The 23,040-nt window shown below is 71.1% G+C and carries 26 protein-coding genes; 16 read left to right on the forward strand and 10 right to left on the reverse strand.

Annotation, left to right across the window (positions count from 1 at the left end; translation table 11 throughout):
* Positions 1-225 precede the first annotated feature (225 nt).
* The 8 genes from ABZY45_RS23530 to ABZY45_RS23565 all read left to right on the forward strand — a co-directional run bounded on the left by ABZY45_RS23530 (position 226) and on the right by ABZY45_RS23565 (position 7,436).
* A complete protein-coding gene (locus ABZY45_RS23530; protein ID WP_356742670.1) occupies positions 226-1,197 on the forward strand; it encodes a fumarylacetoacetate hydrolase family protein in 972 nt (323 codons plus the stop codon).
* The gene (locus ABZY45_RS23535; protein WP_356742671.1) at positions 1,194-1,949 is read left to right on the forward strand and encodes an SDR family oxidoreductase; all 756 of its coding nucleotides are present in this window, start codon (positions 1,194-1,196) and stop codon (positions 1,947-1,949) included. The genes ABZY45_RS23530 and ABZY45_RS23535 overlap by 4 nt, the downstream gene beginning before the upstream one ends.
* Positions 1,950-2,140: 191 nt before the next feature.
* A complete protein-coding gene (locus tag ABZY45_RS23540) occupies positions 2,141-2,899 on the forward strand; it encodes a CoA transferase subunit A (protein WP_356742672.1) in 759 nt (252 codons plus the stop codon).
* Complete coding sequence (locus ABZY45_RS23545) at positions 2,899-3,549, forward strand: CoA transferase subunit B (RefSeq protein WP_356742674.1); 651 nt, start codon at positions 2,899-2,901, stop codon at positions 3,547-3,549. Before ABZY45_RS23540 ends, ABZY45_RS23545 begins: the two co-directional genes overlap by 1 nt.
* 168 nt (positions 3,550-3,717) lie before the next feature.
* Positions 3,718-4,923, forward strand: a complete 1,206-nt coding sequence (locus ABZY45_RS23550) for an FAD-dependent monooxygenase (RefSeq protein WP_356742676.1) — start codon at positions 3,718-3,720, stop codon at positions 4,921-4,923.
* Positions 4,924-4,946: 23 nt separating this feature from the next.
* Complete coding sequence (locus ABZY45_RS23555) at positions 4,947-5,987, forward strand: cupin domain-containing protein (protein WP_356742678.1); 1,041 nt, start codon at positions 4,947-4,949, stop codon at positions 5,985-5,987.
* Positions 5,988-6,020: 33 nt separating this feature from the next.
* The gene (locus ABZY45_RS23560) at positions 6,021-6,887 is read left to right on the forward strand and encodes a fumarylacetoacetate hydrolase family protein (RefSeq protein ID WP_356742679.1); all 867 of its coding nucleotides are present in this window, start codon (positions 6,021-6,023) and stop codon (positions 6,885-6,887) included.
* A gap of 99 nt (positions 6,888-6,986) precedes the next feature.
* Entirely contained in the window at positions 6,987-7,436 is a 450-nt protein-coding gene (locus ABZY45_RS23565) for a MarR family transcriptional regulator (RefSeq protein WP_356742680.1), read from the forward strand.
* A gap of 44 nt (positions 7,437-7,480) precedes the next feature.
* On the opposite strand, the gene ABZY45_RS23570 is transcribed toward ABZY45_RS23565, so the two are convergent.
* Together ABZY45_RS23570 and ABZY45_RS23575 are read right to left on the reverse strand one after the other, a co-directional pair.
* Complete coding sequence (locus ABZY45_RS23570) at positions 7,481-8,035, reverse strand: hypothetical protein (RefSeq protein ID WP_356742682.1); 555 nt, start codon at positions 8,033-8,035, stop codon at positions 7,481-7,483.
* Positions 8,036-8,186: 151 nt separating this feature from the next.
* Positions 8,187-9,632 carry an NAD(P)/FAD-dependent oxidoreductase gene (locus tag ABZY45_RS23575; protein ID WP_356742683.1) on the reverse strand — a complete coding sequence of 482 codons (1,446 nt, stop codon included), beginning with the start codon at positions 9,630-9,632 and terminating at the stop codon, positions 8,187-8,189.
* A gap of 115 nt (positions 9,633-9,747) precedes the next feature.
* Between ABZY45_RS23575 and trxA the strand changes: the two genes are divergently transcribed.
* The gene (gene trxA, locus ABZY45_RS23580) at positions 9,748-10,140 is read left to right on the forward strand and encodes a thioredoxin (protein ID WP_356742685.1); all 393 of its coding nucleotides are present in this window, start codon (positions 9,748-9,750) and stop codon (positions 10,138-10,140) included.
* Between the two features lie 122 nt (positions 10,141-10,262).
* Here trxA and ABZY45_RS23585 read toward each other — a convergent pair whose 3' ends face one another.
* Together ABZY45_RS23585 and ABZY45_RS23590 are read right to left on the reverse strand one after the other, a co-directional pair.
* Positions 10,263-10,676 carry a hypothetical protein gene (locus ABZY45_RS23585; RefSeq protein ID WP_356742687.1) on the reverse strand — a complete coding sequence of 138 codons (414 nt, stop codon included), beginning with the start codon at positions 10,674-10,676 and terminating at the stop codon, positions 10,263-10,265.
* Between the two features lie 59 nt (positions 10,677-10,735).
* On the reverse strand, positions 10,736-11,764 hold the full coding sequence (locus tag ABZY45_RS23590; RefSeq protein WP_356742688.1) for a LacI family DNA-binding transcriptional regulator: 1,029 nt from the start codon (positions 11,762-11,764) through the stop codon (positions 10,736-10,738).
* Between the two features lie 590 nt (positions 11,765-12,354).
* On the opposite strand from ABZY45_RS23590, the gene ABZY45_RS23595 reads away from it, so the two are divergent.
* Positions 12,355-12,822 carry a type II toxin-antitoxin system PemK/MazF family toxin gene (locus ABZY45_RS23595; RefSeq protein WP_356742690.1) on the forward strand — a complete coding sequence of 156 codons (468 nt, stop codon included), beginning with the start codon at positions 12,355-12,357 and terminating at the stop codon, positions 12,820-12,822.
* Here ABZY45_RS23595 and ABZY45_RS23600 read toward each other — a convergent pair.
* Positions 12,807-13,643, reverse strand: a complete 837-nt coding sequence (locus ABZY45_RS23600) for a TIGR02452 family protein (protein WP_356742691.1) — start codon at positions 13,641-13,643, stop codon at positions 12,807-12,809. The genes ABZY45_RS23595 and ABZY45_RS23600 overlap by 16 nt on opposite strands.
* A 147-nt stretch (positions 13,644-13,790) precedes the next feature.
* Here ABZY45_RS23600 and egtA point away from each other — a divergent pair, with 147 nt between their 5' ends.
* From egtA to egtD, 4 genes are read left to right on the forward strand one after another with little or no spacing between them, the layout of a single operon-like run.
* Positions 13,791-15,092 (forward strand): ergothioneine biosynthesis glutamate--cysteine ligase EgtA, encoded by a 1,302-nt coding sequence (egtA, locus tag ABZY45_RS23605; protein ID WP_356742693.1) that lies wholly within the window; start codon positions 13,791-13,793, stop codon positions 15,090-15,092.
* Positions 15,089-16,429 carry an ergothioneine biosynthesis protein EgtB gene (gene egtB / locus ABZY45_RS23610; RefSeq protein WP_356742695.1) on the forward strand — a complete coding sequence of 447 codons (1,341 nt, stop codon included), beginning with the start codon at positions 15,089-15,091 and terminating at the stop codon, positions 16,427-16,429. Before egtA ends, egtB begins: the two co-directional genes overlap by 4 nt.
* Complete coding sequence (egtC, locus tag ABZY45_RS23615; protein WP_356742697.1) at positions 16,429-17,184, forward strand: ergothioneine biosynthesis protein EgtC; 756 nt, start codon at positions 16,429-16,431, stop codon at positions 17,182-17,184. The genes egtB and egtC overlap by 1 nt, the downstream gene beginning before the upstream one ends.
* Positions 17,181-18,143 carry an L-histidine N(alpha)-methyltransferase gene (egtD, locus tag ABZY45_RS23620; protein ID WP_356742699.1) on the forward strand — a complete coding sequence of 321 codons (963 nt, stop codon included), beginning with the start codon at positions 17,181-17,183 and terminating at the stop codon, positions 18,141-18,143. The genes egtC and egtD overlap by 4 nt, the downstream gene beginning before the upstream one ends.
* Here the strand turns inward: egtD and ABZY45_RS23625 are convergent.
* From ABZY45_RS23625 to ABZY45_RS23635, 3 genes are all read right to left on the reverse strand, one after another.
* Positions 18,086-18,925 (reverse strand): lysophospholipid acyltransferase family protein, encoded by an 840-nt coding sequence (locus tag ABZY45_RS23625; protein ID WP_356742700.1) that lies wholly within the window; start codon positions 18,923-18,925, stop codon positions 18,086-18,088. The two genes, egtD and ABZY45_RS23625, sit on opposite strands and share 58 nt — an antisense overlap.
* Positions 18,922-19,743, reverse strand: a complete 822-nt coding sequence (locus tag ABZY45_RS23630; protein ID WP_356742702.1) for a GNAT family N-acyltransferase — start codon at positions 19,741-19,743, stop codon at positions 18,922-18,924. Before ABZY45_RS23630 ends, ABZY45_RS23625 begins: the two co-directional genes overlap by 4 nt.
* Positions 19,744-19,906: 163 nt before the next feature.
* Entirely contained in the window at positions 19,907-21,160 is a 1,254-nt protein-coding gene (locus tag ABZY45_RS23635) for an extracellular solute-binding protein (protein ID WP_356742704.1), read from the reverse strand.
* A gap of 203 nt (positions 21,161-21,363) precedes the next feature.
* Between ABZY45_RS23635 and ABZY45_RS23640 the strand changes: the two genes are divergently transcribed.
* Positions 21,364-21,579, forward strand: a complete 216-nt coding sequence (locus ABZY45_RS23640) for a dodecin (protein WP_145805249.1) — start codon at positions 21,364-21,366, stop codon at positions 21,577-21,579.
* A gap of 159 nt (positions 21,580-21,738) precedes the next feature.
* Here ABZY45_RS23640 and ABZY45_RS23645 read toward each other — a convergent pair whose 3' ends face one another.
* Together ABZY45_RS23645 and ABZY45_RS23650 are read right to left on the reverse strand one after the other, a co-directional pair.
* Complete coding sequence (locus ABZY45_RS23645) at positions 21,739-22,227, reverse strand: hypothetical protein (RefSeq protein WP_356742706.1); 489 nt, start codon at positions 22,225-22,227, stop codon at positions 21,739-21,741.
* Between the two features lie 44 nt (positions 22,228-22,271).
* Positions 22,272-22,598, reverse strand: coding sequence for a plasmid stabilization protein (locus ABZY45_RS23650; RefSeq protein ID WP_356742707.1), 327 nt, complete (start codon positions 22,596-22,598; stop codon positions 22,272-22,274).
* Positions 22,599-22,793: 195 nt separating this feature from the next.
* Between ABZY45_RS23650 and ABZY45_RS23655 the strand changes: the two genes are divergently transcribed.
* Positions 22,794-22,985 carry a DUF6381 family protein gene (locus ABZY45_RS23655; protein WP_145805255.1) on the forward strand — a complete coding sequence of 64 codons (192 nt, stop codon included), beginning with the start codon at positions 22,794-22,796 and terminating at the stop codon, positions 22,983-22,985.
* The last annotated feature ends 55 nt before the right edge of the window (positions 22,986-23,040 follow it).

The following is a 23,040-nucleotide window of genomic DNA, read 5'->3' on the forward strand; positions in this document are numbered from 1 at the left end:
CGGTCCGGCGCCGCGCACTCCCGCTGCTCCGCTTCCCTACGGCGACCGGAGTGCCCCGCGGCAGCACGCCGCCCCCTGCGCCCTCCGGTTCGGCACCGCGTACGGCTCCATCGTCCTTTCGGGCGACACGAACCGCAGTGGCGGGCTACTGGGGCCGCATCCCCGTGGGCCACGACCTCATGCGCATTCCTCTCGACCGACCGTCTCCCCAGGAGGAGCCTCACCATGCGTTTCGCCGCTTACGAGCATCAGCACCGCCACCGCGTGGCCGTCGTCGAGGAGGACGGCACGCTCTGTCCTCTGCCGGGCGTCTCCTCGCTCACCACGCTTCTGACGGAGACCGACGGACTGCCGGGTCTCCTCACCGCGGGGGCAGCGGCACTCGATGTGCCGCCGGGGCCCCATGTCTCCCAGGTGCGCTTGCTTCCCCCTCTCCAGCCCTCCTCCATACGCGACTTCGTCACGTTCGAGGAACACGTCGAAGGCGTACGCCGATCCGTGGACGGAGTCGCCGGCGTGCCTGAGCAGTGGTATGCGGCACCGACCTTCTACTTCACCAACCCGCACGCGGTCTACGGACCTGGTCAGGGCGTGCCCGTACCGCCAGGGTCGAGCGTCCTGGATTTCGAACTCGAGGTGGGAGCCGTCATCGGCCGCGAGGGCCGCGACCTCACCCCGGAACGGGCCCGTGACCACATCGTCGGCTACACCGTCTTCAACGACTGGTCCGCCCGTGATCTCCAGTCGGCCGAGATGAAGGTGGGCCTCGGCCCCTGCAAGGGCAAGGACACCGCGACCACCCTCGGCCCGTACCTGGTCACCGCGGACGAACTGGAGCCCTACCGCGACCCCGAAGGTTTCCTGCGCCTGGCCCTCACCGCCACGGTCAACGGAGAGACCGTCGGCGAGGACCTCCTGTCCAACATGAGCTGGACCTTCGAGGAGATGACCGCCTACGCCTCACGCGGCACCCGGGTGGTCCCCGGTGACGTGCTCGGCTCCGGCACCTGCGGCAACGGGGGCTGCCTCGCCGAGCTCTGGGGCAGACGGGGTGAGCAGACACCTCCGCCCTTGCAGCCCGGTGACACCGTCAGCCTGACCGTCGAGGGCGTGGGCACACTCACCAGCACCGTGGTGCCCGGTGCTGATCCCGTTCTCCTGCCGACCGGCCGGCGCCGCGACCGGGACCGGCCGTGACCGGCCCGCGCCCCACGGGACTGCGCGGCAAGGTGGTGGTAGTCACCGGCGCGGCGCGCGGCCAGGGCGCCGCCGAAGCCGCCGCCCTCGCACACGAGGGCGCCCACGTCATCGCCACGGATGTCGACCCGGTGGGCGGGTGCCGCGGGCTGGACGTCACCAGCGCGCAGGACTGGGACGAACTCGCCGCCGAACTGCGGGAGACGTACGGGCAGGTGCACGGCCTGGTCAACAACGCCGGCATCACCTGGCGCGCCCGCGTCGGCGACGTGCGCCCCGAGGACATGGCGCGCGTCCACGCGGTCAACGTCACCGGCCCTCTCCTAGGCATCCAGCACCTGATGCCCCTGATGCCCCCGGGCTCCTCCATCGTGAACGTCGGCTCCTCCGCGGCCCTCACCGCCCATTACCCGGTCGCGTACACGACCAGCAAGTGGGCGCTGCGGGGCCTGTCGAAGACGGCTGCGCTGGAGCTCGGCCCCCGCGGCATCCGTGTCAACACGATCCATCCCGGCTACATCGAGACCGAGATGACCGCGTCCGCCGCCCCGGCCTTCCGCGAGACCAACATCCGCGAGACCCCGCTGGGGCGCACCGGAAGCGTCGACGAGGTGGCTCCGCTCGTGGTGTTCCTGATGTCCGACCAGGCGTCGTTCATCACGGGAGCCGAGATACCCGTCGACGGAGGTCTCACCGCGCACGGCGGCGTCAAGTCCGTATCCGACGCCCTGCGCCCCGATGCCGCGGAGTGAGACGACTCGAAGGCAAGGCCGGTGGCGCTGATCTCCGGCACCGCCCGAAGCCCGTGACTGCGTCCGCATCACCGGCTCGACGGCCGGGCCGACCGTCTCCCTCACCGACCGGCGCACGGACGCGGACCTCGCCGCCGTCGGCGACTCGTCCGCGGTCCTGCGCGGTGCCCTCACACAAAGGAATCACGCACGTGAACAAAGTCAGCGGCAGTGCCGCCGAGGCGGTCGCCGACATCCCTGACGGCGCCTCACTCGCCGTCGGCGGTTTCGGACTCTCCGGAATCCCTGACGTCCTCATCAACGCGTTGCACGAGCAGGGGGCAGCCGGACTGGAGGTCGTCTCCAACAATTGTGGCGTGGACGGCCGCGGCCTGGGCGTCCTGCTTGCCGCGGGACGCATCGCGCGGGTCACCGGCTCCTATGTGGGCGAGAACAAGGAGTTCGCCCGGCAGTACCTCAGTGGGGAGCTCGAGGTGGAGCTGACCCCGCAGGGCACGCTCGCCGAGCGCCTGCGGGCCGGCGGCGCGGGCATTCCCGCCTTCTACACGGCAGCCGGCGTCGGCACCCAGGTGGCCGAGGGAGGCCTGCCCTGGCGCTACACGCCTGGGGGAGGCTCGGTCGCCGTGGCCTCACCGCCCAAGGAAATCCGGAACTTCTCAGGGCGGCCTTACCTCCTGGAGCACGGCATCACCACGGACTTCGCCCTCGTCCGGGCCTGGCGCGGCGACCGGCACGGCAACCTCGTCTTCCGCCGGGCCGCCGCGAACTTCAACCCGCTCGCCGCCATGGCCGGCCGCGTCACCGTCGCAGAGGTCGAGGAACTGGTCGAACCCGGCGAGCTGGCACCCGACGACGTCCACCTGCCCGGGATCTACGTGCAGAGACTCGTGGAGCTCACCCCCGGACAAGCCGCTGACAAACCCATCGAGAAGAGGACGGTGCGCATCTGATGCCCTGGACCCGTGAACAGATGGCCTCCCGCGCAGCCGAAGAGCTCGCTGACGGCTCCTACGTCAACCTGGGCATCGGCCTCCCCACCCTCGTACCCGGCTACCTCCCGCCCTGGGTCGACGTCGTGCTCCACTCCGAGAACGGCATCCTCGGCACCGGCCCCTACCCCACCGAGGACGAGGTCGACCCTGATCTCATCAACGCCGGGAAGGAGACGGTCACCGTCCTGCCCGGTGCCTCCTTCTTCGACTCCGCGCTCTCCTTCGGCATGATCCGGGGCGGACACATCGACACCGCCGTGCTCGGCGCCATGCAGGTGTCGGCCCACGGCGACCTCGCCAACTGGATGATCCCCGGCAAGACGGTCAAGGGCATGGGCGGCGCCATGGACCTGGTCCACGGCGCCCGCCGTGTCATCGTCCTCATGGAACACACCGCCAAGGACGGCAGCCCCAAGATCGTGCAGGAGTGCACTCTGCCCCTCACCGGACGGCAATGCGTGCACCGCATCATCACCGATCTCGGTGTGCTGGATGTGACCGCCGACGGCCTCGCCCTCGTCGAAACGGCCCCGGGCGTGACTTTCGCGGACATCATCGCGTACACCGACGCTCCCGTGCACGCTGACAGCCGCACGGCCGCATGCTGAGCCCACGGTCCTGAGCCGCGCCCTCTGCTGACCTTTCTCAGCGGAACCGTTGACACCGGGGTCACACCCTCCCAATATGATCAGTACACCAATGATTGATGTACTGATCATATTGGCGCTTCTCGTCGCCTCCATCGGTGTCCTCCACTTCCCTGCCAAGGAGGTCATATGTCTGTTCCACTCCGCATCGCCGTGGTCGGCGGCGGTATCGGCGGTCTGGCCGCAGCGCTGTCCGCCGCCCGCGCCGGTCACCACGTGACCCTGGTCGAACGTGCCGCCCGGTTCGGGGAGATCGGAGCCGGCCTTCAGCTCGCCCCGAACGCTTCTCAGGCCCTCGAAGAACTGGGGGTGCTCAAGGCGGTCCAGCGCACCGCGGTCGCCCCGCCCCGGCTCGTGATGATGGACGCCCTCAGCGGAGATCAGGTCACCTCTCTCGATCTCCGCAGCCCTGCGTACACCGAGCGCTTCCGCCATCCCTACCTGGTGACGCACCGCACGGACCTGCACGCAGCGCTCCTCGCCGCCTGTCAGGAACACCCCGCCGTCACGCTGCGCACCGGGCACACCGTCACGCACGCCGAACAGGACGACTCCGCGGTGCACCTGCGGTTCGCCGAGACGACAACAGCACTGACGGCCGACGCGGTCGTGGCGGCGGACGGTCTGCACTCGCGGCTGCGCCAGGCCCTGGTCGGTGACGGCGAGCCTGTCTGCTCGCGCTACGTGGCGTTCCGTGGAGCCCTACCCGCAGACAGGATGACCGGCCGGATGTCACAACACGCCGCCTCGGAGGCGGTGATGGTCTGGGCCGGACCGCGCATGCACATGGTGCAGTACCCGGTGCGGCGCGGCGAGCTCTACAACCAAGTGGCGGTGTTCGAGAGCGACCACTACACACCGGACTCCGACGCCTGGGGCACCGAGGCCGAGCTCGAGGAACGCTTCGCGGGAAGCTGCCAGGCCGTGCGTGACGCCCTGCCCCTGATAGCGCGGGACCGGCGCTGGCCACTGTTCGACCGTCTCCCCACCGGCGACTGGGTCCACGGCCGGATCGCACTGCTCGGCGACGCCGCGCACCCGATGCTGCAGTACCTGGCCCAAGGCGCCTGTCAGGCACTGGAGGACGCGGTCGCCCTCGGGGCGGCTCTCGGCCGGTTCACCGACCCTGCCGACGCCTTCGCGGCGTACGCCGATCAGCGCCGCGAACGCGCGGCCCTGATCCAGACCAACGCCCGCCGCTTCGGCGAGATCTGCCACCTGGAGGGCATGGGGGCCACCCTGCGCAACCGGCTCTTCGCGTCACGCGAGCCCGAGGACTTCGACGACGTCTCCTGGGTGTGGACGCCGTCCCCGGCCACCGTCCCCATCCCGTGATCCAGCAACCGCAGGAGGACACCATGACGACCGACGAACTCGCCTACAAGGCCCTGCCGGGCCTGGGTGCGGCCCCGCTCTGGCGCTTCTACGGGAACCTGTTCCCCGCGCAGCCGAAGAGCCGCGCCGTTCCCTACTGCTGGAGCTGGCAGGAACTGCGGCCCCTCCTGCTGCACTTCTCCCGGACCCTCTCGCTGGAAGAGGCCGAACGCCGGGTCCTCATGCTCGTGAACCCCGGTCTGACCGATCCCCCGGCCACCGTCAACACGCTCTACGCCGGACTTCAGGTCATCCTGCCCGGCGAGACCGCGCAGGCCCACCGGCACACCTCCAACGCCTTCCGCTACATCCTGGAGGGCAGCGGCGCGTGGACGACGGTCGACGGAGAGCGCGTCTTCATGTCCCCCGGCGATCTGCTGCTCACCCCGGGATGGCACTGGCATGACCACACCCACGAGGGTGACGCGCCCATGATCTGGCTCGACGCACTCGACTACCCGCTGGTCAACGCCCTGGAAGCCGGCTTCTACGAGAAGTTCCACCAGCGCCTCCAGCCCGTCACCCGAGCCGACGACGCGGGCAGCAGGCAGTTCCTCCACGGCAGGCTCAATCCCGTCTGGCTCTCTCCGGAGGGGCCAAGCTCCCCCGTCACCCGTTACACCTGGCAAGAGACCCAGCGGTCGCTGGAGGGCATCGCCGACACGGCCGAGGGAAGCGACGTCGACGGAATCGTCCTGGAGTACACGAACCCGTGGACGGGCGGCCCGGTCATGCCCACCATCGGCTGCCGCGTCCAGCGTCTGCGCCCCGGATTCCGGGGAGCAGGCCGCCGGCACACGGCCTCCACCATCTTCAACGTCGTTCGCGGTGAAGGCGCCACGATCGTGGACGGCGTAAGAGTGGAGTGGGGCGAGCACGACACCTTCGCGGTGCCCGGCTGGGCCTCCTACCGTCATCTGAACGCCTCCGCCTCCGCCGACGCGGTCCTGTTTTCGTACAGCGACGAGCCGGTCATGCGCTCCCTCGGCCTCTACCGCACCGAAGACGCCGACCCCGGCGCCTGATTCCCCACCCCGACACTCAACAAGGAGGCCACGATGCGTCTGGCCCTGTTCAACAAGGGACGCCTCGGAATCGTCGACGGCGACGACCTCGTCGACGTGACCGAACAACTCACCGGAACGGGCAGACCGAGTGCGGCCGGTGCGCTGCACCAGCACATCGAGACCGCTGCCCGTGGCGGAGCGGTGCAGGTCGACCTCACCGGCTGCGCACGCGTTCCGCTCGACGAGGCGGTCCTCGAAGCACCCCTGCCCCGGCCTGGAAAGGTCGTCGGCGCGCCGGTCAACTACCTCGACCACAAGGCCGAGATGTCGTACACCACCTCGGTGGCCGACCTCGGCGTCTTCCTCAAGGCCAACTCCTCGGTCATCGGCCCGGGCCAGGACATCGTCCTGCCCTACACCGACAAGCGCACCGACCAGGAAGGGGAACTGGGCGTCGTCATCGGACGCACCGCCAGCCATGTCGACGCGGCCGACGCACTGGACCACGTCTTCGGCTACACCTGCGTGCTGGACATCACCGTGCGGTCCGGCGAGGACCGCTCCACACGCAAGTCGTTCGACACGTTCACGCCGATCGGGCCCTGGGTCGTCACCGCGGACGAGATTCCCGACCCCGACTCCCTCGGCCTGCGCTGTGATGTCGGTGGCGCCACCCGGCAGCGCACCAACACGGCCGATCTGATCTTCGGAGTCGCGGAGCTGATCGCCTACACCTCGTCCGTCATGACACTCCACCCCGGCGACGTGATCGCGACAGGCACGCCCGCTGGGGTGGGGCCGCTCAGCCACGGGGACCGCGTCGTCCTGGAGATCGACCGCGTCGGCCGTCTCGAAGTGGGTGTCGACGGCTCCCGGGCCACCCCGTACGAGCAGCGCCCCGGACGCCGGGACCACTGACGGAAGGTCGCGCACAGGGTGGTGCCGCGCACTCCTAGACTCATCCGGACCGGCTGTGTCCCGGCCGGCACCACCTGGACGACGAACGGAGGGAGCACCGTGGCGCGCGCGCTGGAGCTGCCCAATTACATCGGCCATCTGATCCGGCGTGCCGAGCAGGTGCACACGGCTCTCTGGGCCCAGCACGTGTCCCGGGAGATCACCTCCCAGAAGTTCGCCATCCTCAACGCGCTCAGCCGGGATCCCGGCGTGGACCAGCGGACTCTCGGTCGCCTCACCTCGCTGGACCGCTCCACGGTCAACCTGATGATCCGGCGCCTGGTCGACCAGGCCCTCGTGAGCCAGGTGCGCGACGAGGAGGACCGCAGGCGAACGCTGCTGAGTCTCACCGATGAGGGGGCCGCGCTGCTCGACTCCCTGATCGCTCCGGCAGAACGGATCAACGAACTACTACTGCGGTCACTTCCCGAGGGTGAACGGGCCATAGCCGTCGACATCCTCAGCAGACTCGCTTCGCTGGACGAGGACTCTCTCCACGGCGGAGCATGAGACCCGATGTATGTACCGTGGACGGCGCGGTCCATACCCACGGACTATTCCGTTCTCAGCTCGCGCTTTCCGGCTCGGCTCTTCGCGATGTTCCGTATCTTCCTGCTGCTGCCCGACCCCGCGAGCAGGGCGAGTACCGCCGGCGACGTCGACTCCTCGGCGAGGACGCGCTGCATCCAGTCCGTGACTCCCGCCAACTCGGCCGGCGTCGACTCGTGACCGGCCCTGATGGACAGGTAGAACAGCCAGTCGTGGATCCGGCGGCGAATGAACTCGCGGTACCTTTCCGTCTGGAGCCGGTCGATCTCCGGGAGTAGTTCGGCCGACCACTGCCGGAACTCAGCAGGGCCCGTCACCTTCGTCGCGACCCCGTCCACCAGTGCGACGACAGCCGTCTTGGACCCCAGCTCGTTGGGGTCCCGCAGGATCGTGGTCACGATCGCGCGGTCTCGATCGCGCCTCGGCAAGGATGCCGTCGCCGAGATGACGCGTCGGTAGGCGAACGATCGGATGTGCTCGTCCTCGACGGCATCGTCGACGTCCACGTCGACGATGCCGGCCGCCGCCAGCAACTCGGCCACATCCGAACGCAATGTCATCGCTTCATCATTCCTGTCACAGGGCCGGTTCTCGGCGGCTTCGCTCCGCTCCCGTTCAGGTTCTTGTCGTACGGACCGGAACGGCGTCCGCGCCCCGCGCGGGCAGGCTCGATCGCCCTTTCCCTACCCCACGTGTCCTCGAGGACGGCCGCTACCCCCTGAACGTCTCCAGCAGCCTGAGCCACACCTCGCTGATCGTCGGATAGGCGGGCACGGCATGCCAGAGGCGTTCGATCGGTACCTCACCCGCGACGGCGACCGTCGCGGAATGCAGCAGTTCGCCGATGCCCGGGCCGACGAAGGTGACGCCCAGCAGGATCTCGCGGTCCAGGTCGACGACCATCCTGGCACGCCCCTTGTATCCCTGCGCGTACAGGCCGGAGCCCGCGACGGACGCCAGGTCGTAGTCGACGGCGCGGACCCTGTGGCCCGCCGCTTCCGCCTCCGCGAGCGTCAGACCGACGGAAGCGACCTCCGGGTCCGTGAACACGACCTGCGGGACGGCCGCGTGGTCGGCGGTGGCCGCGTGCGCGCCCCAGCGGTCCGTCTCCAGCAGAGGGGTCTCCTGTGCGCGGGCCGCGATGGCGGCGCCCGCGATGCGGGCCTGGTACTTGCCCTGGTGGGTCAGGAGCGCGCGGTGGTTGACGTCGCCGACCGCGTACAGCCAGTCGCTGCCCTCCACGAGGCAGCTGTCGTCGACGGCGAGCCAGGAGCCGGGGGTGAGACCCACGGTCTCGAGGCCGAGGTCGTCCGTGCGCGGGGCCCGGCCGGTCGCGAAGAGGATCTCGTCGGTCTCCAGGCGTTCCCCGTTGTCCAGTTCGACGGTGACCGGGCCGTCGCCGCCCGCCCGGCGCACGCTCCTGGCCGAGACTCCCGTGAGGATCCGTGCGCCCGCCTCGGTCAGCGCCTCGGCGACCAGTTCGCCCGCGAAGGGCTCCATCTTGGGGAGCAGCCGCTTGCCCCGGACCAGCATCGTCACCTCGGCGCCGAGCCCTTGCCACACGGTGGCCATCTCCACGCCGACCACTCCGCCGCCCACGACGACGAGGCGGCCGGGCACCTCCTTGGCGCTGGTCGCCTCGCGGCTGGTCCACGGGCGTACGTCCGCGATGCCCGGCAGCGTGGGCACCACGGCCCGGCTCCCGGTGCAGACGGCCACGGCGTGCCGCGCGGTGAGGTGGCGCTCCGACCCGTCCTCGGCCGTCACCGACACCTGGCGGGCTCCGGTCAGCCGGCCCTTGCCGCGACAGATGTCCGCGCCGATGCTGTCCAGCCAGCCGACCTGGCCGTCGTCCTTCCAGTGGGAGGTCTGCTCGTCGCGGTGGGCGAGGACGGCGTCCGCGTCCAGTGGTCCCCGCACCGCGTCGCTCAGCCCCGGTACCCGGCGCGCGTCGGCGCGTGCCACGACCGGACGCAGCAGCGCCTTGCTGGGCATGCAGGCCCAGTAGGAACATTCACCGCCGATGAGCTCGGACTCGATCACGGCCGTACTCAGTCCGGCGGCCCGAGCCCGGTCCGCCACGTTCTCGCCCACCGGGCCCGCCCCGATGACCACCACGTCGTATTCGTCGTTCTGTGCACGATCAGCATCAGTCATGGGAACAGTGTGGTCATGAGTGTGCCCCCCGGCCACATGGGCAGGCGGAATAGCGCAAGAGACGTCACCGTTGTGCCGGACAGGTCCGAACGGTCCCAGGAAGAGGTATCAGAGTATGAGCACCGTAGAGCTCACCAAGGAAAACTTCGATCAGGTCGTGAGCGACAACGAATTCCTCCTGATCGACTTCTGGGCTTCCTGGTGTGGTCCGTGCCGGCAGTTCGCCCCTGTCTACGACTCGGCGTCCGAGCGCCACCCCGACCTGGTCTTCGCCAAGGTCGACACGGAGGCGCAGCAGGAACTGGCGGCGGCCTTCGAGATCCGGTCGATCCCCACGCTGATGATCGTCCGGGACAACGTGGCGGTCTTCTCGCAGCCCGGAGCGCTCCCCGAGGCCGCACTCGAGGACGTCATCGGGCAGGCGCGCAACCTCGACATGGACGAGGTGCGCAAGTCGGTCGAGGAGCAGAAGCAGGCGCAGCAAGCACAGCAGCAGGAGCAGCAGTAGTCCCTGCGCACCTGCGGCACACGCGAAGGGCCCGGCCGTGCGGCCGGGTCCTTCGCGTGTGCCCGCCTCGCGCGGGTCTCGCGGGCTGCGAACCGGCGCGGCTGACAATGCAGGGCTCGGAGTCAACCACTGCCGGGCCGGTCGGGGGCCGCGCCCTCTCCCCGCGCCGCCTCCGGCTCCCGGGTTCCCCCGGCCTGTGCCTCTTCCGGCTCACCGCCGTCACCGCTCTGTGCCGTCTCCCCGCCTCCGCTCTCCTGCTGCGGCTCCTCCGTACCGCCGATGCGCTCGGCGATCCTGACCGTGAGGCTGTAGTCCAGCTCGCGCCCGTCCACGAGCAGGGCCTCCACCGTGTGCGAAGCGGGATCGATGTCCGCCTCCAGGCCCTCCCCGGTGTAGCGCGGGTAGCCCGACCTTCCGGTGCGGCCGGTGGCCGCCACGACCGCGGAGCGGATGGCGGTACGCGGCTCGGGGGCTCCGGCGTCCGGGTCCTCGGGCTCCGGGAACAGCAGGATCTCGTAGCTCTGCGGATGGCTCATGCCGACGACGCTAGACAGCCGCCGCCGGTGGCGCATGTCGTGACGTCCGCCTCGACCGCTCAGGTGGATTCGCGCCCCACGGCTGCCGCCCGCAGCAGGTAGTGGCGCTCGGGCGTCCCGCCGGGGTTCTGCACCATCCGGTCGATCATCTCGGCCAGTGGCTGGGCCGTCGCCAGCTCCGTGCTGACGCTGCTGAGCCTGGGCCGCAGGAGCCTGCCGAGCATCAGGTCGCCGGCGCCGATCACCGCCGTCTCGGCCGGGACCGCGACATGAGCGTCCTGAAGGGCTCTCATCAGGAGCATGGCGTACTCGTCGTCGTACGCGAACACCGCGTCCAGGCCGAGCGTGCGCCAGCGGCCCGCGAGGTCCTGGGCCGATGCCTCGTCGAAGCGCAGCGGCAGCGGCTGGACACGGGCGCCGGAGCCCGAATCCTCCGCGGCCCGCACCGCCCCGGCCAGGCGTGGCTCGGCGTACGGGGCGAGCCCGGGCTCCTGGGGCACGACCACACCGATCCGGCGCCGTCCGCGGGAGAGCAGGTGCCGGACCGCGCATCCGCCGATCTCCCCCTGGTCCATGACGAGGGCGTGCGCGCCGTCGACGGGCTGCGGGCCCAGTGTGATCACCGCCTTGGCGCCGGAGCGGGTGAGGACGCCTATGCCGTGCGGGGTGAGGGTGATGCCGCTGGGCGAGACGACGGCCACGGGGCGGAGTTCCGCCCACGCCCTGGCCGCCTCATCGGCTTCGAGGCCGACGCTGCCGTACTGCACGACGGTGTAGTCGAGACGGCGCAGGTCCGCCTCCAGACCGCCGAAGAACCGCTGGTGCGGCCGGCCGGCCGGGGCGTGCGCGGCGGGCAGCAGCACCATGCGGGTGTGTCCGGCGCGCAGGCTCCGGGCCGCCGCGTGCGGGACGTAGCCGAGATCGGCCGCGGCTTCCCTGACCCGGAGCCGGGTGGATTCACTGATGCGTACGGTCGTGTTGTTGTTCAGTACGTAGGACACGGTGGCCCGGGAGACTCCGGCGAGCCGCGCCACGTCGGCGCTGGTCGGTACGGAGGTGCCCGCGGGCTGCTCGGGTAACTGGCTCATGGCGTCCGGCAGTCTTCCAGACCCCTCGGCGACGGCGGCTGTCCGGGGGGCCGTTGCGGGCCGTGTCAGCGATCGGCGAGTACCGGCCGGATCCGTGGGTCCTCGAATCCGAGTGCCCAGAGGACGGTGCGGGTCACACCGTGCTTGCGCGGGACGGGCAGATGGGTGGCGACCCCTCGTGCGTCCTGGTACCGGACCTCGCGGGTCTTCGTGCCGCCGGCATGGGTGAGGTACGGGGTCCCGGTCCCGGGTTGCCGGTCGCGCCGCGCAGGGTGTAGCCCTTGATGCGGATCCGGTCGGCGACACGCCCGAGCGCCGCGTAGTCCCCGATCCTCCCCGTCGTCGCGGTTTTCGCGAAGACCGTGGCGACGCACTGCTTTCCGAGGGTGTGCAGGCGCCTGCCGAGGTCGGTGGCCAGGGCGGTGAACCCGTCGCGTACCGCCGCGTAGGCGGAGTCGCCGGTGGCGGCGATGGACTCGGGGCACGGGAGAGCCGGGTGACGGCGCGTGAGGTGATCCTGAGGTAGAGCCTGAGTGCCGTACTGTCGACCCGCTCCACGGACTGGGCCGTACAGGTTCTACGGTGATGCGATGACGTTCCAGCACATCAATCACAGCAGTGACAGTTCGACCGACTTCCCCGGCCGCAGCGGTCCGACCGCGACCGCGCAGGCCGAACCCCGCCGGGTGGGGCGCGTGCACACCTCGTACGCCCCTGACCGTGACGGCGATCCCGACCCCGGCGAGATCGTGTGGACCTGGGTGCCGTTCGAGGAGAACGACGGGCGCGGCAAGGACCGGCCCGTCCTCGTCGTGGCCCGGGAGGAGACGGGCACGCTCCTCGCCGTGCAGTTGTCCAGCAAGCAACACGACATGGACCATGAGTGGGTCGCCCTGGGCGCGGGCCCGTGGGACAGCTCAGGACGGCCGTCGTGGGTGGATCTGGACCGGGTGCTGCGGGTGCACGAGGACGGCATGCGGCGTGAGGCATGCGCGCTGGACCGGGACAGGTTCGACCTGGTCGTGGGGCGGTTGCGGGAGCGCTACGACTGGAGCTGACCCGCGAACGCGGCGGTGAACGCCGCGCGGGTGGCGGACCGGGGGTCACGGTCCGGGACGCCGAACACGACCTGCTCGAAGTGGCCCGCGAAGCGCCCGCCGTCGGTGAGCAGGGCGCGGAAGGCCCCCGCCACCTCGGCCGGGTCGTTCATGAAGACGCCGCAGCCCCACGCCCCGAGCACCAGTCGGCGGTATCCGCGGACAGCGGCGACTTCGAGCACCCGTTCGGCCCGGCTCGCGAGTGCGGCCGGTATGCGAGGGACGAGCTCCGGTTCCCGGCTGCGGATGACCCCGGCATTGGGCGCGGGCGAGGTGAGGAATCCGACGGTGTACGGGGTGTCCAGGAGCCGTCCGCGGTCGTCCCGGAAGACCGGCACGCCCGGTGAGTGGATCACCCGGTCGCTGTAGAAGGCGCTGCGCTCGGCACGGTGGTGCGCGTAGTACTCAGGGGCGCGCAGCAGCGTGGCGTGGAGCGCCGAACCGCGGCAGAGCGACTCCTCCTGGGCCTGCGCGCCGTTCAGATAGCCACCGCCGGGATTGCGGGCCGAGGCGTAGTTCAGCACGGCCGTCCTGGCCGCAGGGCCGCCCGCCAGCCGGTGTGCGGCCCGCAGGCTCGTCTCGTCCGTCACCTCGACGGTCAGGCTGCGGCCGGTGTCCAGGGCGGCGACGGGCACCGGCTCGGGCCCGTACAGCCGGGTTCCGGAAAGAGCGGCGGTCAGGGCGCGCTCGATACTCACCTCCCGCCCCTCGGACGTGCGGTACCGCCCGGCCAGGACGATGGCCTCCGTCTCACGCGCGATGCCGCGCAGTCGTGCGCTCATGGGCGCGCCCCCGTGTGGTGCATACGGGGCATGCTGGACGCCTAGGCGGCATGGACGCAACTGGTTTTCCGTAGCGCAAAGGCACCCTTGTGCGAAATCGCGGTACGGGTTTGGGTGGTAGGGAAGCACCCGAAGAGGAGGCCCAGCATGCCCCCGGACACTCTCGGCCAGCACGGCCCGCACGCAGAGGCGGCGCCCCTCGGTGAGGAGGAGGCGGAGGATCTACTGCGCGGCATATGTTTCAAGACGGGACCGCCCCGGACGGTCGGTGTGGAGCTCGAATGGCTCATTCACGACCGTGAACATCCCGAGGCCGCCGTCTCGCACGACCGCCTCCGCGCCGCGGCCGATGCCGTGCGCGCCACCCCGCTGGACGCTGCCCTGACCTTCGAGCCAGGAGGCCAGCTGGAGCTCAGCTCCCAGCCCGCGAGCTCCCTGATGGCGTGTGTCGACAGCATGGCCACCGATCTCGCCGCCGTACGCGAGACCCTCGGCAGGGCCGGGCTCGCCCCGGTCGGCCTCGGTGTCGACCCGTGGCAGTCCCCGCGCCGTCTGCTCCAGGAGCCCCGTTACGCCGCCATGGAAGCCGCGCTGGACCGCTCGGGCCCGGCGGGCCGCGCCATGATGTGCACCTCCGCCTCCGTCCAGGTGTGCCTGGACGCAGGCGAGGAGGAGCCGGGCCCGCTGGGCTACGGGCGGCGCTGGCAGCTCGGGCACCTGCTGGGAGCGGTGCTGGTGGCGTCGTTCGCGAACTCGCCGTACCGGGAGGGGCGGCGCACGGGCTGGCGGTCGACCCGGCAGGCCCTGTGGGCGAATCTCGATCCGGCCAGGGCGCTCGCTCCGCAGAGCCGTCTGTCGCCTCGCGACGCGTGGGCCACGCATGCCCTCGACACCTCGGTCATGTGCATCCGGAACGGGGACGCCCCCTGGGCGGCACCGGTGGGGCTGACCTTCCGGGACTGGCTCCGCGGGGGCGGGCCGAGGCCGCCGGTGCGAGCCGATCTCGACTACCACGTCACCACCCTGTTCCCGCCCGTGCGCCCGCGCGGGCATCTGGAGCTGCGCATGATCGACGCCCAGTCCGGCACAGACGGCTGGCTGGTGCCGCTGGCCGTCACCACCGCTCTGTTCGACGACCCGGAGGCGGCAGAGACCGTGTACCGCACCGTCAAACCGCTGGCCGAGACCGCCGGCCTGCCGCCCGCGCCCCGCAACCCGCTCTGGACGGCCGCCGCCCGGGACGGGCTGAGGGATCCGGAGCTGGCGGCCGCGGCAGCGGTCTGCTTCACCCTCGCGCTGGAGGCACTGCCCAGGATCGGGGCGAGTGGCCATGTCCTCGACACGGTCGCCGCCTTCCACGACCGTTACGTGGCCCGTGGCCGATGTCCCGCCGATGATCTGCCCGGCCCGGAAACGGCGCCGCTGCACGGAAAGGGCCTGGTCCGATGACCGAGAACCCCACTGCGCACACCGTCGGGGAACACGACGCCGAGGCGCTGCGCGAACGCGCCCTCGCCGCCCTCCTCGCCGCTCGCGAACGTACCGCGCTGCTCACCGACAGCGTGGACGACCGCGACCTGACCGCACAGCACTCCCCTCTGATGTCACCCCTGGTCTGGGACCTCGCGCACATCGGCAACCAGGAGGAGCTCTGGCTGCTCAGGGCGGTCGGCGGCCACGAGGCGCTGCGTCCGGAGATCGACGGGCTGTACGACGCCTTCGAGCACTCCCGGGCCAGCCGGCCTTCGCTGCCCCTGCTGGCCCCCGCCGAGGCACGGGCGTACGCCTCCGACGTGCGCGGCCGAGCCTTGGACGTCCTCGGCGGCGCTCCGCTGCACGGCGACGGACGGCCGCTCGAACGCGCCGGCTTCGCCTTCGGCATGGTCGCCCAGCACGAGCAGCAGCACGACGAGACGATGCTGATCACCCATCAGCTGCGTTCGGGGCCCGCCGTGCTCAGCGCGCCGGAGCCCCCGGAGCCCGTCGGCGCCGTACAGATGCCCGTCGAAGTCCTCGTCCCAGGAGGCCCCTTCACGATGGGGACCTCCACCGAGCCGTGGGCCCTCGACAACGAACGGCCCGCGCACCGGCGCGACGTGGACCCGTTCCACATCGACACCGCCCCGGTCACCTGCGGCGCCTACGCCCGCTTCATCGAGGACGGCGGCTACACCGACGAACGCTGGTGGGCGCCCGAGGGCTGGGCGATGGTCCGCGAACACGGCCTGAGTGCTCCGCTGTTCTGGCACCGGGACGCAGGACAGTGGCTCACGCGTCGCTTCGGCGTGACCGAGCCCGTGCGGGCGGACGAGCCGGTGCTCCACGTCAGCTGGTACGAGGCGGACGCCTACGCCCGCTGGTCGGGGCGGCGCCTGCCGACCGAGCCGGAATGGGAGAAGGCCGCCCGGCACGACCCCGCCTCCGGGCGTTCGCTGCGCTACCCCTGGGGCGACGAGGACCCGGCGCCCGAGCACGCCAACCTCGGCCAGCGCCATCTGCGGCCCGCCCCCGCGGGGGCGTACGCGGCGGGCCGGTCCCCGGCCGGCGTGGGCCAGCTGATCGGTGACGTGTGGGAGTGGACGTCGAGCGACTTCGCGCCCTACCCCGGTTTCGCCCCGTTCCCGTACCGCGAGTACTCGGAGGTGTTCTTCGGGCCGGCGCACAAGGTGCTGCGCGGTGGTTCGTTCGCCGTGGATCCGGTGGCCTGCCGGGGTACGTTCCGCAACTGGGACCTCCCGGTGCGGCGCCAGATCTTCTCCGGGTTCCGTACGGCGAGGGATGCCTGATGTGCCGTCACATCGCGTACCTGGGGCCCTCGGTGCCTCTGGGCGAGCTGCTCGTCACTCCCCCTCACGGGCTCGTCCGCCAGTCCTGGGAGCCACGGCGTCAGCGGTACGGCACGGTGAACGCCGACGGTTTCGGGGTCGGCTGGTACGCGGAGGGTGACCCGGTGCCGGGCCGCTACCGCCGCAGCGGGCCCGTGTGGGGCGACGAGACCTTCGCCGATCTCACCCGCGTGGTGCGCAGCACGGCGCTGCTCGCCGCGGTCCGTGACGCGACCTTCGCCGGTGCGGACGGGGAGGCCGCCGCCGCTCCTTTCGCCGAGGGCACCGTGTTGTTCAGCCACAACGGGGCGGTGCGGGGCTGGCCCGGCTCCCTGGCGGCACTGGCCGGCTCCCTGCCGTCCGAACGGATGCTCACCCTGGCGGCGCGCAGCGATTCCGCGCTGATCTGGGCGCTGGTGCTGCATCGGCTGGCCCAGGGCGACGAGATAGCGCGGGCGGTCGCCGACACAGTGGTCGACGTCGGCACCGCCGCCCCTGGTTCACGCCTCAATCTGCTGCTCACCGACGGTTCCACCGTGGTGGCGACCACCTGGGGCGACTCGCTCTGGTATCTGCACGAACCGGGCCGCCGCACGGTGGTGGCCTCGGAGCCGTACGACGACGATCCGTACTGGCGCGAGGTCCCGGACCGCACCCTGCTGGCCGCGACGCGCACCGATCTTCTGCTGACCCCGCTCAAGGAGCCCACAGCGTGAGTCCCTTCCTGCTGACCCGCACCCTGCCGGCGGACGCGACGGACGCGGCGCTGCGCGCCGATGTACTGAGCGGTCTGACCGCGCAACCGAAGACCCTGCCGCCCAAGTGGTTCTACGACGCGCACGGCAGCGAGCTGTTCGAGGAGATCACCCGGCTGGCCGAGTACTACCCGACGCGTGCCGAACGGGAGATCCTGATCGCCCGCGCAGATGACATCGCGGCGGCCTCCGGGGCGAAGACCCTGGTCGAGCTGGGGTCGGGCTCCTCGGAGAAGACCAGGCACCTGCTGGACGCGCTGCCGGAGCTGCACACCTATGTCCCGGTCGATGTGAGTGAGAGCGCCCTCGCGGGGGCCGCCGAAGCCTTGCTGGCCGAGCGGCCCGGGCTCTCGGTGCACGCGCTCGTCGCCGATTTCACTCATGCGCTGGAGCTGCCCGACAGTCCGGGTCCACGGCTCGTGGCGTTCCTCGGCGGCACGCTGGGGAATCTGCTGCCGGAGGAGCGCGCGGAGTTCCTGGCTTCCGTACGGGGCCGGCTCTCCCCCGGGGACGCGCTGTTGCTCGGCACGGACCTGGTCAAGGACGAGGCCACCCTCGTCGCGGCGTACGACGACGCGGCCGGTGTGACGGCCGCGTTCGACAAGAACGTCCTGACGGTGGTGAACCGTGAACTGGGCGCGGACTTCCCGCCGGACGACTTCGAGCACGTGGCCCTGTGGGACCCGCACAACGAGTGGATCGAGATGCGGCTGCGTGCCCGCCGGGCGCTGACGGTGAAGATCCGGGAGCTGGATCTCGTGGTCCAGTTCGAGGAGGGCGAGGAACTGCGTACGGAGATCTCGGCGAAGTTCCGCGAGGACAAGGTGCGCGAGGAACTGGCCGCGGCGGGCCTGCGCCTGGATCAGTGGTGGACGGACACGGCGGGCCGGTTCGCGCTGTCGCTGGCGACGGCGCACTGAGCGGCTCTCGCCAGAGCACGCCGGTCGGGCTCACTGCCGGCGGGGATCAGCGGCAGGACGCGGATCTCGGCGGTGAGCCCGGCTGCGGACACCACGCGCCACAGCGAGGCGGCGAGCGGGTCGTCCCCCACGAAGGCGGCGGCCCCCGCCGCGTCCGTCCGTGCCGTCCGGTATCCGATGCGGACCGGACGCACGGCTGCGCCGGCGTCGATCGCCGCCTGGAAGGCGGCGGGCCGGAAGCGCCCGCCGCTGCTCCGGCCGCACCAGGTGCTGCCCTGCGGGAAGACCGCCACGCTCGATCCGGCGGCCAGCGCCCCCGAGAGAGCCCGGACCGCGCCCGGCAGGGCGCGGAGCCGGTCCCGCTCGATGAACAGCGTTCCACCGAGCGCGGCGATCCGTCCGAACACCGGCCAGCCGCGTATCTCGCTCTTGGCGACCATCCGGGCCGGACGGACGACCGCCAGGAGAGGGATGTCCAGCCACGAGACGTGGTTGGCGACGACGAGCTCGCCCCTCGGCGCGGCACCGGGCTCCACGGGGCACCCGGTGACCCGTATTCGTACGCCGAAGGCCCGCACCACGGCGAACGCCCAGACGCGGATCAGTTGGTCGCGCCGCGCGGGCTCCAGGAGTCGCACGGCGGGCACGCACAGCACCCCGAGAAGGGTGAGCGCGCACCCGGCGAGCAGCAGGACGACTGCGACAGGCGGCAGGCGGCCGGGGCCTTCGTGTCCCGCGCAGTCTCGCGGCGTGCAGGGTGCGGTGGGCAGCCAGGCACTCATCGCAGCGGGGCCAGGGAGAGGAAATGGCGCAGGTAGCGCGGGTCGGTGCGCCGCATCGAGAGCAGGACGTAGAGGTCGGCGACGCCGAAGCCGGGGTCGTGGGCGGGCGCCCCGCACACCCAGGCGCCGAGTCGCAGGTAGCCGCGCAGCAGCGGCGGCAGCCCTGCCCGGCCGCCCGCGCCGGGCTGGGCAGGTTCGGGCTGACCCGTGGTGTCCCAGAGCCGGTGCGGGGTGACCCAGTACTCCTCGGGCGCCAGATGGTGGGTGCGTACGGTGTCCCAGGTCCTGGCAGCCAGCGCGCCGCCGTCGGCGAGGGGCACGGAGCAGCAGCCCGCCAGCCAGTTGTGGCCGGTGCGCTCCATGTAGCGGGCCAGTCCGGCCCAGATGAGGGCGATGACGGCCCCGTCGCGGTGGGCGGGGTGGACGCACGACCGGCCGACCTCGACCAGGTCGTGTCGGATCGGCCCCAGCCGGCCGAGGTCGAACTCGCTCTCCGCGTAGAGCCCGCCGGCGAGCCTGGCTCCTTCGGGCGGCAGGAGCCGGTAGGTCGCGACCACGTCGCCGGTGGCTTCCTCGCGCACCAGGAGGTGGTCGCAGAAGGCGTCGAAGGCGTCGCTGTCCAGGCCGGGTTCGGTGGTCTCCAGCCGGGCGCCGAGCTCTCCGGCGAACACGAGGTGCCGCAGCCGCTGCGCGGCGCGTACGTCGTCCTGGCAGGTGGCCAGCGAGACCCGGTAGCCCGACGCGGGCGCGGCGGGTTTACGCGTGGCGGGCACCGGGACGGCTGAGGGCGTGGGAGAGGCGAGGGGCAGCGCGGTCATGGCAGTCTCCGGGGACGGATCAGCGAGGGCGGCTGCCGGGCTGTCGCGGAGTGCGAAGCCCGGCCCCCTACTTCTTCCGTGACCGGCTGGATTCGACGTGACCGCTGTGGAGCGCGGGGATGTGCGACGGCTGAATCCCCGGCTCCCGGCGCCGCCTCCGCCGTCAGCCGGTGATCAGCTTGGAGGTGATCCGGTCCGAGGCCTTGCGCGCCTCCTCGGCGGGGTCGCCGCCCTCCAGGACCGCCGTCATGTACACCTTGATCGGGTTGTCGGCCTCTACGGCGGGCCAGAAGGGCGAATTGGGGGTGGCCCTTCCTTCTGTGGCGCCCTCCGCCATCGCGGAGGTTCCCTCCTGGCCGTCCACCACGCTCGCGAGGGCGGGCTTGTTGGGCACGTAGCTCATGGCCCGGGCGAGCTCCGTCTGCCACTTCTCGCCCGCGAGCGCCTTGACGACCTCGATGCCTTCGCCGCGCTGTTCGGCGCCTTCGGGCACGATCAGGTCGGAGCCTCCGGTGAAGACGGCTCCTGGCGTCTTCGCGGTCTTGCCGGGGATGGGGAAGTAACCGAGCTTCCCCTTGAGTTCGGGGTTCTGCTGCTCGATGAGCGCGGCGCTGCCGGGGACCGAGATGATCTGGGCGACGTCTCCCTCGGCGAAGACGTCGGTCTCCGGGGGCGTCTGCTCGTCGGCGTCCTTCGGGCCGTCGCCCAGGGCCTGGAGCGTCTTGTAGAAGTCCATGCCCCGCAGCGCGGCGGGCGAGTCCAGGGTGCCCTCCCACTCGCCGCCGCCCTCCTCGGCCAGTTCCCCGCCCTCGTCCCAGATGAAGCCGGCGAGTACGTACCAGTTCTGTCCCGCGAGGTAGATGCCCTGCTGGCCGGTGGTGTTCAGCCGTTCGGTGATCTCCACCCATTCCTCGCGCGTCTCGGGGAGTTCGGTGATCCCCGCCTGCGCGAAGAGGTCCTTGTTGTAGATGACGACGCGGTTGGCCGCGTACCAGGGAATCCCGTACTGCGCGCCGTTGACCTTGCCCGGCTCGGCAAGACCGGGAAGCCAGTCCTCGCCGCCCAGGTCGCGGATCGACTCCAGGGTGAGGTCGCGCAGTTCGCCGCTTTCGGCGTACTGGGCGACCTGGGTGTTGCCGACCTCGATGACGTCCGGGGCGTCCGAGCCCTCAAGTGCCTTCAGCACCTTGGGTCCGATGCCGCCCCATTCCTGGAGGACGATCTCCAGTTCGACGGAGGGGTGCTCGGCCTCGTACGACTCCTCGAAGCGGTCGAGGAAGCTCTCGGAGGCGCTGCCCTTCATGAGCCACACCGTGACCTTGCTGCTGTCGGCGTCCGAGCCGGGGAGATAGCCGCAGCCGCTCAGCGTGACGGAGGAAACGAGCGCGACGGCTCCGGCCAGTATGCGGATCTTCACGGGGTCACCTTCTGCGAAACGGCACGACGACATGTCAGGACCCGGGTGGGGGGACTGCGGGCGGCGCTCGCACGGGTGTATGAGTCGGAGTTTGGTATGGACCAATGGGCAGGTCAAGCCCGCTCTCGCGGCCGGGTTCCCGCCGGACACCTCGCGCTCCTCCACGGAGTAGGGCACCGTGGAATCACGAAAGGAGACATTAGATGTCGAATCACACCTACAGGGTCACCGAGATCGTAGGAACCTCCGAAGAGGGTCTGGACGCGGCGATCCGCAACGGCGTCGCGAGAGCGGCCGAAACGTTGCACAATCTCGACTGGTTCGAAATGACCGAAGTCCGCGGTCACATCGAGGACGGCCGCGTCGCGCACTACCAGGTAGGACTCAAGGTCGGCTTCCGGCTCGACGAGAAGGCCTGACCGCAGCGCCGCAGGCGGCCCGGGCGGCGTCCCCGCGAAATGCCTCCCCACGGCACATGCCGGGCCTCGTGCTCACGGCCCGCCCGAGCAGCCGCACCGGCCGGCTCCGGTCACGTACACAGCCGGCGCTCCCGGTCCCGTACGCCCGCGCTCTCCCGGTCACGTACGCCCCTCGCGCTCCTGCGCGTCCCTCATCGCCTGCGCGGTGACGGCCCACCGGGCCCGTACGACGGTGAATCCGGCGAGTTCCGCCGCGTCGCACACCAGCTCGTCGTCGTCGACGAGCACCCGCACCTCGCGCGTCCGGCCCAGCCGCTCCAGGATCTCCAGCTTGGTGCGGCGGGCCGGACGCCGGTCGTCGTTACGGCGCATATGAACGCTGCCCCTGGGCAGCCCCTGCTCCTCCAGCCAGGCCACGGTGTCCCGGCGGCACCGCTCGGGCCTGCCGGTCAGATACACGACCTCGCACTCCTCGGCGCTCGCCAGGGCCAGACTCACCCCTTCCTCCAGCGGAGGATCGTCGGGTGCCGCGGCGAAGAACCCTGCCCAGTCACGGCGCCGGCCTTCGAGGAAGTGCTGCCGGTGACCGCTGTCGGCCAGAGTGCCGTCGAGATCGAATACGGCCAGCGGCCGGGTGTCATCGCTCACGGCGCCAGCCTAGAAGACAGCAGCCGGCGGCACGGCTCGGGGCGTCAGCGCCCGAGGGCCTTGCGCAGCTCCTCCTTGTTCATGGACGAGCGGCCCTCGACGTTCTTCTTCTTGGCCTCCTCGTAGAGCTGGTCCCTCGTCGGCCCCTGGGCTCCGCTGTGGGAACGCTGCCCACCGCGCTCGGATGCCGACTTGGGGTCCTTCAGGGACGTCCGGCTCGCGGTGCGTGACTCCCCGGAGCGCGCACGCTCCTTGTTGACCGTGCGCGCCGCGATCTCCTTGGCACGCTTCGTGGAGGTGCCGCGCTGCTCGGCACTGTCCTTGATGTGCTCGTACTGGCGTTCTCGCTTGGCGCTGGATCCTGCGGGCATGGCGCCTCTCCTCACTGTCGGACGGCGGTGCTGCACCGCCGCACCCACTACCCCACACCCTCGCACCTACGCCTGCCGGGCGGACGGTCCGAACGGGGCACCGCGGACGGCCGCCGGGCGTGACGCTCGAGATGCAGCCGGACCTGCGCGCTGATTCGCTGATCCTGTCCGCTCCCCCCAGATCCAGGAGTGATCATGAGCGTTGCAGGTGAGTCCGGTGGCCGAGCCCAGCAGCTGCGTGCCAAGGCGCAGGAACTGAACGAGGCGGCCGAGCGCGCCACCGACCCGGAGCAGCGGCAGCGCCTCCAGGACAAGGCCCGCCGTCTGCGGGAGCAGAGCGAGCAGGAGAGCGCCATGCGCGACCGCGGCATGGACCCGATGGTGTAGCACCGCGGGCCCCGCACTGCCGGTGGTCCTCGTGCGCGCTCACGTGCGCGAGGAT

The sequence above is a fragment of the Streptomyces sp. NPDC006516 genome (assembly GCF_040611875.1).
Classification (GTDB): Bacteria; Actinomycetota; Actinomycetes; order Streptomycetales; family Streptomycetaceae; genus Streptomyces.